General features: G+C 71.8%; 11 protein-coding genes. 10 read left to right on the top strand and 1 reads right to left on the bottom strand.

The annotated features are described in order from the left end of the window. From infB to DLJ59_RS05555, 6 genes are all read left to right on the top strand, one after another. Positions 1–2785, top strand: a 2785-nt coding sequence (infB, locus tag DLJ59_RS05580; RefSeq protein WP_124771433.1) for a translation initiation factor IF-2, incomplete at its 5' end; no start/stop codon positions are given. 90 nt (positions 2786–2875) lie between these two features. Beyond that, positions 2876–3172 (top strand): DUF503 domain-containing protein, encoded by a 297-nt coding sequence (locus tag DLJ59_RS05575; RefSeq protein WP_124771432.1) that lies wholly within the window; start codon positions 2876–2878, stop codon positions 3170–3172. Between the two features lie 126 nt (positions 3173–3298). Continuing rightward, a complete protein-coding gene (rbfA, locus tag DLJ59_RS05570) occupies positions 3299–3781 on the top strand; it encodes a 30S ribosome-binding factor RbfA (protein ID WP_124771431.1) in 483 nt (160 codons plus the stop codon). Continuing rightward, positions 3778–4827: a DHH family phosphoesterase gene (locus DLJ59_RS05565; protein WP_124771430.1), complete on the top strand. Its 1050-nt coding sequence runs from the start codon at positions 3778–3780 to the stop codon at positions 4825–4827. The genes rbfA and DLJ59_RS05565 overlap by 4 nt, the downstream gene beginning before the upstream one ends. Before the next feature lie 103 nt (positions 4828–4930). Beyond that, positions 4931–5338: a hypothetical protein gene (locus DLJ59_RS05560; RefSeq protein ID WP_124771429.1), complete on the top strand. Its 408-nt coding sequence runs from the start codon at positions 4931–4933 to the stop codon at positions 5336–5338. Continuing rightward, positions 5338–5547: a DUF6186 family protein gene (locus DLJ59_RS05555; RefSeq protein WP_030489477.1), complete on the top strand. Its 210-nt coding sequence runs from the start codon at positions 5338–5340 to the stop codon at positions 5545–5547. Before DLJ59_RS05560 ends, DLJ59_RS05555 begins: the two co-directional genes overlap by 1 nt. Positions 5548–6050: 503 nt before the next feature. Here DLJ59_RS05555 and DLJ59_RS05550 read toward each other — a convergent pair. Beyond that, positions 6051–6929 carry a hypothetical protein gene (locus DLJ59_RS05550; protein ID WP_124771428.1) on the bottom strand — a complete coding sequence of 293 codons (879 nt, stop codon included), beginning with the start codon at positions 6927–6929 and terminating at the stop codon, positions 6051–6053. A gap of 204 nt (positions 6930–7133) precedes the next feature. Here DLJ59_RS05550 and DLJ59_RS05545 point away from each other — a divergent pair, with 204 nt between their 5' ends. From DLJ59_RS05545 to rpsO, 4 genes are all read left to right on the top strand, one after another. Next, complete coding sequence (locus tag DLJ59_RS05545; RefSeq protein ID WP_124771427.1) at positions 7134–8468, top strand: MATE family efflux transporter; 1335 nt, start codon at positions 7134–7136, stop codon at positions 8466–8468. 90 nt (positions 8469–8558) lie between these two features. Then, a complete protein-coding gene (gene truB, locus DLJ59_RS05540; RefSeq protein WP_124771426.1) occupies positions 8559–9443 on the top strand; it encodes a tRNA pseudouridine(55) synthase TruB in 885 nt (294 codons plus the stop codon). Between the two features lie 75 nt (positions 9444–9518). Next, positions 9519–10448 carry a bifunctional riboflavin kinase/FAD synthetase gene (locus tag DLJ59_RS05535; protein ID WP_124771425.1) on the top strand — a complete coding sequence of 310 codons (930 nt, stop codon included), beginning with the start codon at positions 9519–9521 and terminating at the stop codon, positions 10446–10448. Between the two features lie 199 nt (positions 10449–10647). Further along, positions 10648–10917 carry a 30S ribosomal protein S15 gene (rpsO, locus tag DLJ59_RS05530; protein WP_030337594.1) on the top strand — a complete coding sequence of 90 codons (270 nt, stop codon included), beginning with the start codon at positions 10648–10650 and terminating at the stop codon, positions 10915–10917. Positions 10918–11072 lie beyond the last annotated feature (155 nt).

Below are 11072 nucleotides of genomic sequence, written 5' to 3'. Positions count from 1 at the left end.
GACCCCGGGCGCGCCCCGGGTCTCGGCCAAGCCGATGCCGCCTCGGCGGCCGGCCGCGCCGGCACCCGGTCCGAAGCCCAAGGGTCCGGTGCCCGGTGCGCCGCAGCCGGCGACCCCGGTCGCCAAGCCGGCGAGTGCCCACGACATCGAGGTGGCGGCCGCGGAGGCGCGTGCCGCCGCGCTGAAGGCTGAGCAGGAGGCCGCGGTCAAGGCCGCGCAGGCCGCCCGCCAGCAGCAGCGGGACAATCCCAATCCCGTTCGCCGGGAGCCTCCGGCAGACGGCGGTAACCGCCCCGGTCCTCGGCCGGGTCCCGCGGCGATGCCGCCCCGTCCCGGTTCGCCGGCAGCTCGTCCGAGCACGCCGGCTCCCGGTCCGGGTGCCCGGCCGGGCGGTCGTCCGCCGGCGCGCGGTGCCGGTAACAACCCGTTCGGCATTCAGGGTGGCCAGCAGCAGCGGCCCCCGGCCGCCGGTGCGGGTGGCCCTCGGCCCAACACCCCGGCGGGCATGCCGCCGCGGCCCAGCCCGAACTCCATGCCGCCGCGGCCCAGCCCGGCGTCCATGCCGAGCCAGCGGCCGGCTGCCGGTCGCCCCGGCCCCGGTGGGGCTGGTCGTCCCGGTGGCGGCGCAGGTCGTCCCGGTGGCGGTGGCGGCGGTTTCCGTGGCGGTCCCGGCGGTGGCGCCGGTGGCGGTGGCGGTTACCGCGGCGGCCCTGGTGGCGGCGCGGGTGCCGGCGGTGGCGGTGGCTACCGTGGCGGTCCCGGCGGCGGTGGCGGTGCTCCCGGTGGCGGTTTCCGTCCGGGTGCTCCGTCTGGCGGCGGCGGTCGTCCGGGTGCCGGTGGTCGTGGCCGTGGCGGCGGTGCCGCGGGTGCCTTCGGGCGTCCGGGTGGCCGGCCGACGCGCGGTCGCAAGTCCAAGAAGCAGCGCAGACAGGAGTTCGACAACCTGTCGGCTCCGACCATGAGCTCGGGTGCTCCCCGGGGTCAGGGTCAGGTCGTCCGGCTCTCCCGTGGCGCCTCGCTGTCGGACTTCGCCGACAAGATCAACGCCAACCCGGGTTCGCTGGTCCAGGAGATGTTCAACCTGGGCGAGATGGTCACCGCGACCCAGTCCTGTTCTGACGACACCCTGCAGCTGCTGGGTGAGCACCTGGGCTTCGACATCCAGATCGTCAGCCCGGAGGACGAGGACCGCGAGCTGCTCGCGCAGTTCAACATCGACCTCGACGCGGAGGTGGCCGAGGAGCGTCTGGTCAGCCGTGCGCCGGTGGTGACCGTCATGGGTCACGTCGACCACGGTAAGACCAAGCTGCTCGACGCCATCCGCAAGGCGAACGTCGTGGCCGGTGAGGCGGGTGGCATCACCCAGCACATCGGTGCGTACCAGGTGCACGTTCCGCACGATGGTGTGGACCGTGCGGTGACCTTCATCGACACCCCGGGTCACGAGGCGTTCACCGCCATGCGTGCTCGTGGTGCCCAGGTGACGGACATCGTGATCCTGGTCGTCGCGGCCGACGACGGCGTGATGCCGCAGACCATCGAGGCGTTGAACCACGCCAAGGCGGCCGACGTGCCGATCGTGGTCGCGGTCAACAAGGTCGACAAGCCGGAGGCCAACCCGGACAAGGTCCGCCAGCAGCTGACCGAGTACGGCCTGGTCGCCGAGGAGTACGGCGGCGAGACCATGTTCGTCAACGTGGCCGCCAAGCCCGGCATCGGCATCGAGGAACTGCTCGAGGCCGTCCTGCTGACCGCCGACGCGTCGCTGGAGCTGACCGCTCCGATCGACGGGCCGGCGCAGGGTGTGGCCATCGAGGCGCACCTGGACAAGGGCCGCGGTGCGGTGGCGACGGTGCTGGTGCAGAAGGGCACCCTGCGGGCGGGCGACTCGATCGTCGCCGGCGGGGCGCACGGCCGGGTCCGCGCCATGCTCGACGAGAACGGCAACCAGCTCTCCGAGGCTGGGCCGGCGCGTCCGGTCATGGTTCTGGGTCTGACCGCGCCGCCCGGTGCGGGTGACACGTTCCTCGCCGCGGCGGACGACCGCACGGTGCGGCAGATCGCCGAGCAGCGACAGGCACGGCGGCGGGCGGCGGCATTCGCCAACTCCCGTGGTCGGGCCACCCTTGAGACGCTCATGGAGCAGCTCAAGGAGGGCGAGAAGACCTCGCTCAACCTCATCCTCAAGGGCGATGTCTCCGGTTCGGTGGAGGCCCTGGAGGACGCGCTGTTCAACCTCGATATCCCCGAGGAGGTCCAGCTCAAGGTCCTCGACCGGGGCGTCGGCGCGATCACCGAGAGCAACGTCATGCTCGCGAGCGCCTCGTCCGAGCCGGTCACGATCATCGGCTTCAACGTGCGGGCCTCGAACAAGGTCCGTGAGATGGCCGACCGCGAAGGCGTGGAGATCCGGTATTACACCGTCATCTACCAGGCCATCGAGGAGATCGAGGCAGCGCTCAAGGGCCTGCTCAAGCCGGAGTACGAGGAGGCCGAGCTGGGCACCGCGGAGATCCGCGATGTCTTCCGCTCGTCCAAGATCGGCAACATCTCCGGTTGCATCGTTCGGTCGGGCGTCATCCGACGCAACGCGAAGGCTCGCCTGCTTCGGGACGGGACGGTCGTGGCGGACAACCTCACGATCACCTCGCTCAAGCGGTTCAAGGACGACGCCACCGAGGTCCGCGAGGGCTTCGAGTGCGGTCTGACCCTGGGTGGTTACAACAACGTCCAGGTCGGCGACGTCATCGAGACCTTCGAGATGCGGGAGAAGGTTCGCGCCTGATCCGGCAGTGACACGCTGATCAAGGGGTTTACGCCGACTGGCGTAAACCCCTTGATCATGCGGGGCGGGTTGGCGGTATCGTCCGGGGCGATGTTCACCGGAACCGCGGTCTTCGACCTGCTGCTGCCGGGCGACTCCAGGTCGCTCAAAGCCAAGAGATCATATGTACGGCCGATCGTGGCGGCACTGCGCCGCTTCGAGGTGTCGGCCGCCGAGGTGGGTGCGCTGGACCTGCATGGTCGAGCGCAGCTCGCGGTGGCCGTGGTGGCCGCCGAGACGGCGCACGTCCGCGAGGTGCTCGACTCCTGTGAGCGCCTGGTGGCCGCTCGCCCCGAGGTCGAGTTGCTGTCGGTCCGTCGCCGGCTCTACGGAGTGGACGACGACTGACCACGGTGCCGGCTGTGCCGGGCGACCGGCGCGGCGACGAAGGTAATGTTCGAGATGTTGGCCGGTCGGCCGGCGGCCTCCGGGCCGCCGGGTCGGCCGGGAGCAGGACGCCGTGGAGGTGGCGAGATGTCTGATCCGGCCAAGGTACGCCGGCACGCGGAACGGGTGCGTGAGCTGGTCGCGTCGGTGGTGCGGAGCCAGATCAAGGACCCGCGGCTCGGGATGATCACCATCACCGATGCCCGGATTACCGCTGACCTGCGCGACGCGACGGTCTTCTACACCGTGCTCGGCGACTCGGTGGCCCAGGCGGACACCGCGGCGGCGCTGGAGAGCGCCAAGGGGCTGCTGCGCAGCACGGTCGGCAAGGCGCTCGGTCTGCGCCACTCGCCGACCCTCACGTTCGTCCTCGACGACGTGCAGGACCAGGTCAAGCACATCGATGACCTGCTCGCCGCCGCCCGCAACGCCGACGCCGAGGTGCAGCGGCTGGCCGCCCAGGCGAAGTACGCGGGCGAAGCCCAGCCGTACCGGGTGGACGACGAGACGGACGAGGCCGACGAGGCCTCCGACGTCAAGGAGACCCCGCGGGGTGGGGAAACGCGGTGACCAGCACCGCCAGCGCCCCGCTCGCCGGGGCAGCCGGGCTCGGCCCCGCCGAGGCGGACTGGGCTGCGGCCGAGGCGTTGGTGCGGGCTCTCCCACCGACCGGCCGTACGCTGCTGATCTGCCACGTCAACCCGGACGGCGACGCGCTGGGCAGCATGCTCGGCTTCGGTCTGGGCCTGCGGCAGCTCGGCGTACGCGACGTGCAGGCGACCTTCCCCGGCCCACCGGAGGTGCCGGAGCCGTTCCGTGGGCTGCCCGGCCTGGACCTGCTGGTGCCGGCGGACGCCGCCGAACCGGCGCCCGATCTGGTGATCTGCTTCGACGCGGCGAGCGTGTCGCGTCTCGGCGACCTCGCCGGGCGGTTGTCGACGGCGGGTGCGGCGCTGGTGCTCGACCACCATGCCTCCAACCCCGGTTTCGGCACTGTCAACCTGGTCGATCCGGGTGCGGCGGCCACGTCGGTCGTGGCCGAACAGTTGCTGGCCCGGCTCGGGGTGGTGGTGGATTCGGCCATCGCGGAGTGCCTCTACGTGGCGCTGACCACCGATACCGGCTCGTTCCGGTTCGAGGCGACCACGCCGGCGGTGCATCAGATGGCCGCCCGTTTGCTGGCGACCGGCATCTCGCCCGGTGACATCTCCCGGCGGGTCTTCGACACCCGGCCCTTCGGTGCGGTCCGCCTCTTCGGTGAGGTGCTCGGCCGGGCCCGGCTGGAGTCGTCCGCCGCCGGAGGTCGGGGGCTGGTTTGGACCTTCGCCACGCTGGACGACCTGGCCCGGCACGACCAGCGCCCGTACGTGCTGGAGGCGCTGATCGACTCGGTGCGCTGCACCGCCGAGGCGGATGTGAGCTGTGTGGTGAAGCAGACCCGGCCGGCCGAGTGGGCGGTGTCGATGCGCAGCAAGGGCGCGGTGGACGTCAGTCGGGTCGCGGTGGCGCTGGGCGGTGGTGGGCACACGTTCGCGGCTGGGTTCACCGGTCGGGGCAGCGTCGAGCAGGTGGTCGATTCGATCCGTGGTCAGTTGGACGCGGCGCTGATCGGTTGACGCCGGCCTTCGGCCGTCATCGATCCATCGGCCGGGAAGATCAGGGTCAGCTCCGGGGAGTGTCGGTCTTCCCGCGCTTCGTGAGACCGGGAAGAATTGCGGGATGGAGCAGCCGCACGACCTCACCGTGGAGGCCCCCCGCGCCTGGGACAGGCCCGCCGTCTCCGTTCCCGTCATCGTCTGCCTGTCGCTCGTCGGTGGCCGGTTCGCGTCCTTCTCCACGGAGGCGAATCTGTTCACCCTCGGCACGGGCGGGGTGCTGATCTGGCTCGGTCTGAGCAACCGGGTGCCACGCCGGCCCGCGCCGCGCCGGCTGGGCGCGGGGGCGGCCTGGTGGGCGGTGCCGGTGGTGGTCTTCGGGGTCTTCGAGGGCGTGACCTTCGTGTTGGCTGCCGGTGATGACTTTCCCACCTTCTCCCGGCTGGCCGACCCTCTGCTGGAGGATCATCTGACCCGGTCGGCGGCCTGGTTCGCCTGGTTGGCGGCCTTCTGGGGGTTGGTGCGGCGATGATGCGAGCGCTGGCGATCGGCGGGTTCCTCACCGCGCTGGTCCTGTTCGCGGTGGTCGAGTGGATGGCCCGGCGGGAGGGCTCCCGGATCCCCACTCTGGGCGAGGTCTGCGCGTACGTGATGCGGTATGAGGTCGGCTCGGTGCCGGTGGGCCGGATCGGTCTGTTCGGGTTCTGGTGGTGGCTGGGCTGGCACTTTCTGGCCCGCTGAGCTGGGTTCTCGACTGTCCAGATGGCGGGAACCGTAAGCAGTATGTGGACCTGAACGATAACTTGGGAGAGGGCCGGCGCCGCCTGGCGGTGCAGGTCACGGGCGGTGGTGCCACACCCTGTGCCGCCTCCCTCCAGGGTCGGACCGACCCGGGCTCACGCTGCCCAGCCGGCTGCTCCGGTAACCCCGGACCGTCGTGGGGCGCTCAGCACGACCGCCCGTGAGGGCCGCCGCGCGTCGGCGGCTCGCGCCCTGGAAGAGGAGCGCCACCATGCCGAACAAGCCCAAGCCCGAGACCACCACCGACGACGCCCGCGAGCAGGCCCGCCGCGCGCTGCAGACGTCGATGGACACCCGTCAGTGATCCACCTCGACCGGCGGTGACGCTGCCGACGTGCCGCACCGGCAGCGTCACCATCCGTCCAGCTTCGATGCCCTGACCCGAGCGCGGTCCGCCGCGACCGGCCGGTGCCAATTCCCCTCCCGGGCGTCAGTGGGAGTCGTCAGGACAGGAACTTGTCCAGCGCCGCCTCGATGGTGCCGGAGTCCGGCGCCGCGTACGCCCTCATGGTGGCCTTGTCGTACGAGATGAAACTGGGGCACCTGGTCGTTGGGGCGGTCACGGTGCCGCCGCCGCCGATCTTCTCGGCGGTCTTTGCCGCGTAGAAGGTCAGGGTGTAGCGCGACGAGACGTAGTCGATGGTGATCTGCTTCTCCGACTTGTCCTTGTACTGGCACTTCTTCGGGGAGCCCTCGCTGCCCTCGTCGAACTTCAGGCAGCCGACCACCGACACTTTCTGGTAGTCCTCGCTCTTGGCGTAGTAGGGCTTGTCGGAGGGGATGTACTTCGACGACCAGGACGTCGGCCGGTCGGGGTTGTTCGAGAACGTGTACGCCTTGGCGCTGGCCGGGCCGTTGTAGGGTGCCGTGTTCAGGATCGGGCTGCCCTCGCAGACGTTCGACAGGTCGCTTGAGTAGCGGGCGGTCATCGAGTTGTTGTTGTTCGGCTGATCCGCCGCCCCGGGGGTGGGAGGGGCCGCCGGGTCCGGCGCGCTGCCCGTGCCACTGCCGGTGTCCAGGGTGGGGGCGGAGGACGCGACCACCGTGGGCTCGCTGTCATCGTCATCGTAGGCGAGCAGGAGGCCGACTCCGGCGCCGCAGATGGCGAGTATGAGGACGACCGCGCCGGCGACCAGCCCGATGATCAGGCCCTGGTTCGACTTGTTCGGTGCCGGCGGGAGTGGTGCGCCGTAGTGCGGCGTGGGCGGGGGCTGCCCGTACGGCGGGTAGCCGCCCTGTTGCGGTGGGCCCGGTGGGGCGCTCCAGGGGGTGGTGTTCGGGCCGGGCTGCGGCTCTCCGTACGGAGGGTAATTCTCGCTCACTGTAATAACGGCCTATCGCTGTCATGGTGCCCCCGTTTGGGAGCCTCGGCCAGGGTAGTGAGCGCCACAAATCGGGATGCGCCGACATGGAACGCGTCAGGGCCGGGATCGGCAGTCGACTCCCGGAGGGCCGGTCAGAGGGCGGATGCGTAAGTCATCAGAAGTCTTGTGATCCTTACAGGGGGCGTGCGAGGATCGGCGACGATGAGCCAGCTCACCCCCACCCCCGCCGCCACCGAAGGGCCCGCCTCGCCGCGCCGGATCGCCGCGCTCGCCCTGCCGGCCCTCGTGGTGCTCGCCGCCGAACCGCTCTACGTGCTGGTCGACACGGCCGTGGTCGGTCACCTCGGCCGGGTGCCGCTCGCCGCGCTCGCCGTGGGTGGCACGGTCATGACGCTCACCGCCTGGGTCGGCACCGTGGTCGCCTACGGCACCACCGGGCGCGCCGCCCGCCGCTTCGGCGCGGGTGACCGGGCAGCCGCCGTCTCCGAAGGCGTCCAGTCGTCCTGGTTGGCGTTCGGTGTCGGTCTGCTGATCGCGATCGGCATGCAGTTCGGCGGTGGCGCGCTCGCCCGTACCCTCGTCGGTGGTGGTGGCGAGGTCGCCGACGCCGCCGCGCAGTGGCTGCGGATCGCGGCCCTCGGCGCTCCCGGCCTGCTGCTCGCCGCCGCCGGCAACGGCTGGCTGCGCGGCGTGCAGGACACCCGCCGCCCATTGTTCTTCGTGCTCGGCCCCAACCTGCTCTCCGCGCTGCTCTGCCCGCTGCTGGTCTACCCCGGCGGGCTGGGTCTGGTCGGCTCGGCGGTGGCCAACGTCGTCGCGCAGACCCTCTGCGGGGTGCTCTTCGCCGCCGCCCTGATCGGTGAGCGGGTGTCGCTGCGACCCCGGCCCCGCGTGATCCGCCAACAGTTGGTGCTCAGCCGGGACCTGCTGATCCGTGGGCTGGCGTTCCAGGCCAGCTTCCTGTCGGCGACCGCCGTCGCCGCCCGCTTCGGTGCCGCCGCTGTCGGCGCCCACCAGATCGCCCTGCAACTCTGGTTCTTCACCGCGCTGGTGCTCGACGCCCTCGCCATCGCCGCCCAGTCCCTGGTCGGTGCCGCGCTCGGCGCCGGCGACGACGCGGGGGCGCGGGCGCTCGCCCGCCGGGTCGGGCTTGTCGGCGGCGTCTGTGGCGTCGCCTTCGCGCTGCTCATCGCCGCCGGCGCCGGCATCGTGCCGTCGTGGTTCAGCTCCGATCCGGGGGTACGCGAACAGGCCATGGTGGCCTGGCCGTGGTTCGTCGTCATGCTGCCGCTGGCCGGGGTGGTGTTCGCCCTCGACGGCGTGCTGATCGGCGCTGGCGACGTGCGTTACCTGCGCAACCTCACCATCGTGGCGGCGCTCGGCGGCTTCCTGCCGGCCATCTGGCTGGCGTACGCGTTCGAACTCGGGCTGGGCGGCATCTGGGCCGGGCTCACCCTGTTCGTGGTGATCCGGCTGGTCGCCCTGCTGCTGCGACTGCGCGACGGTGGCTGGGCGGTCACCGGCGCGGTCCGCTGAGAGCCCCTGCTGGCGCTGCCGGTCGTCCGGGTCACGTAACGGCCCGCCCAGGCACTGGGGGGTACGAGCCGTCTGGCAGGCTTGGCCGACGTGAGCACCGATGGTCTGATCGTGGTCGACAAGCCCGGCGGCATGACGTCGCACGACGTGGTGGCGCGGATCCGCCGACTGGCCAAGACCCGGCGGGTCGGGCACGGCGGCACCCTCGACCCGATGGCGACCGGGGTGCTGGTGATCGGTGTCGGTCGGGCCACCCGACTGCTGACGTACGTGATCGGTGCGGGCAAGAGCTACACCGGCACCATCCGGCTCGGCCAGACCACCGTCACCGACGACGCCGAGGGCGACGTGACCGCCACCGTGCCGGCCGGCCAGGTCACCGACGAGGCGATCCGCTCGGCGCTGGCCGGTCTCAGCGGCGAGGTTGACCAGGTGCCGAGCGCGGTCAGCGCCATCAAGATCGACGGGCAGCGGGCGTACAAGCGGGTCCGTGACGGGGAGAGCGTCGAACTGCCGGCGCGGCGGGTCACCATCTCCCGCTTGGAGGTGCTGGCGATCCGTCGCACCGAGCCGGACGTGGTGGACGTGGACGTGGACGTGACCTGCTCCTCCGGCACGTACATCCGGGCCATCGCCCGGGACGCGGGCCTGGTGCTCGGCGTCGGCGGGCACCTCACGGCGTTGCGACGCACCGCGGTGGGTGGCTTCACCCTCGCGGAGGCGGCGACCCTCGACGAGTTGGAGCAGCGCGCCCCGGACGTGGTGAACCTGCCACTGGACGCGGCGGCGGACCGGTTCTTCGCGCGCCGGGAGGCCACGCTCGACGAGGCCCGGGTGCTCTCCCACGGCGGACCACTGACTCCGGCCGGCCTCACCGGGCCGTACGCCGTCTTCGGGCCGGCCGGCGGCCTGATCGCTATCGTCAGCGAGCGGGACGGGCGCGCTCGGGCGGAGATCGTGCTCGCCCCGGCCTGACAGCGGGCGCAGGTCCGTCGGCCCGCAGCCGGCGGTGTCGACCCGCCGGCCGGCGGGACAGCAGAGAGGAACGGCATGCAGCGGTGGCGGGGCTACGACGCGGCGCCCGGCGGGTGGGGACGCTCGGTGGTCACCATCGGCGTCTTCGACGGAGTGCACAAGGGGCACCAGGCGACGATCGGGCACACCGTGGCCCGGGCCCGCAAGCTGGGCGTGCAGTCGGTGGTGGTCACCTTCGACCCGCACCCGGCCGAGGTGGTCCGCCCCGGTTCGCACCCGGCGGTGCTCACCGAGCCGGCCCGCAAGGCCGAGCTGATCGAGGCGCTCGGCGTGGACGTGCTCTGCGTGGTGCCGTTCACCCCGGAGTTCTCCCGGGTGCCGGCCGAGCAGTTCGTGCACGACGTCCTGGTCGAGCACCTGCACGCGGCGCTGGTGGTGGTCGGCAGCAACTTCCGCTTCGGGCACCGGGCGGCCGGCGACGTGGCGTTGCTGGAACGGCTGGGTCAGACGTTCGGCTTCGGCGTGGAGGGCGGCCCGCTGGTCGCCGAGGACGGCACCGTCTTCTCCTCCACGTACATCCGGTCCTGCGTCGACGCGGGCGACGTGGGCGCGGCAGCCGCCGCGCTGGGCCGCCCACACCGGCTGGAGGGGGTCGTGGTCCGCGGCGACCAGCGGGGCCGGGAGCTGGGGTTCCCCACCGCGAACCTGCTCTGCCACCGGTACGCGGCGGTGCCCGCCGACGGGGTGTACGCGGCCCGGCTGATCCGCCGGGGTCAGCGCGAGCCGCTGCTGGCGGCGGTCTCGGTGGGCACCAACCCGACCTTCTCCGGCCGGGAGCGGCGGGTGGAGGCGTACGTGCTGGACTTCTCCGGCGACCTGTACGGCGAGCGGCTGGCCCTGGACTTCGTGGCGCACCTGCGCGGTCAGGTCCGGTACGACTCGATCGAGCCGCTGATCGCCCAGATGAACCAGGACGTCGAGCGCACCCGGCGGGCGCTGGCCTGATCGTCGTGCGGTGACGGGGCGCCACCGAGGCCCTTCGCCGGGTGTTACCGGCGAGTGCTGGTAGTCTTGCCGGGACGTCGGGTGACCGGCGTGGGGCCTCGCGTGCCTGCTCGACGCCGCGGGTGCGAGGAACCGGTCCGTTCCCGGTCCATCGGGACGACGGACACCCACTTGATCAACCCATCGAAACAGGGAGAACATGGCGCTCGATCAGGAAGCCAAGGCCAGCATCCGCGCGGAGTACGCGACCGCCGAGGGCGACACCGGTTCGCCGGAGGTTCAGGTCGCGGTCCTCACCAAGCGGATCGCGGAGCTGACCGAGCACCTGAAGGTGCACAAGCACGACCACCACAGCCGCCGTGGGCTGCTGCTGCTGGTCGGCCGGCGCCGTCGGTTGCTCAACTACGTCCAGAAGAAGGACATTGCTCGCTACCGGTCGCTCATCGAGCGGCTCGGTCTGCGCCGGTGACGTGACGGGGGAGTGGCCGGACGGCCGCTCCCCCGTACCGCGTCCCACCTGAAGAAACACGGGCCGCGCGACCACCCGAGAGGGAGCCGGTCAGCGTACCGGTCTCCGGTAGTGGCCCCCGGGAACCCCGGCATCATGCCGGCCACCCGGGCGCT

The sequence above is a fragment of the Micromonospora inaquosa genome (assembly GCF_003857055.1).
Taxonomy (GTDB): Bacteria; Actinomycetota; Actinomycetes; order Mycobacteriales; family Micromonosporaceae; genus Micromonospora; species Micromonospora inaquosa.
Note: the sequence above shows the minus strand (reverse complement) of the source record. Positions and strands in the feature narration are given on the sequence as shown.

Bases quoted from the DNA above. Each gene is read 5' to 3' on its own strand.
- DLJ59_RS05575 (WP_124771432.1), top strand. From the start codon at position 2,876: ATGTTCACCGGAACCGCGGTCTTCGACCTGCTGCTGCCGGGCGACTCC.
- rbfA (WP_124771431.1), top strand. From the start codon at position 3,299: ATGTCTGATCCGGCCAAGGTACGCCGGCACGCGGAACGGGTGCGTGAG.
- DLJ59_RS05560 (WP_124771429.1), top strand. From the start codon at position 4,931: ATGGAGCAGCCGCACGACCTCACCGTGGAGGCCCCCCGCGCCTGGGAC.
- DLJ59_RS05555 (WP_030489477.1), top strand. From the start codon at position 5,338: ATGCGAGCGCTGGCGATCGGCGGGTTCCTCACCGCGCTGGTCCTGTTC.
- DLJ59_RS05545 (WP_124771427.1), top strand. From the start codon at position 7,134: ATGAGCCAGCTCACCCCCACCCCCGCCGCCACCGAAGGGCCCGCCTCG.
- DLJ59_RS05535 (WP_124771425.1), top strand. From the start codon at position 9,519: ATGCAGCGGTGGCGGGGCTACGACGCGGCGCCCGGCGGGTGGGGACGC.
- rpsO (WP_030337594.1), top strand. From the start codon at position 10,648: ATGGCGCTCGATCAGGAAGCCAAGGCCAGCATCCGCGCGGAGTACGCG.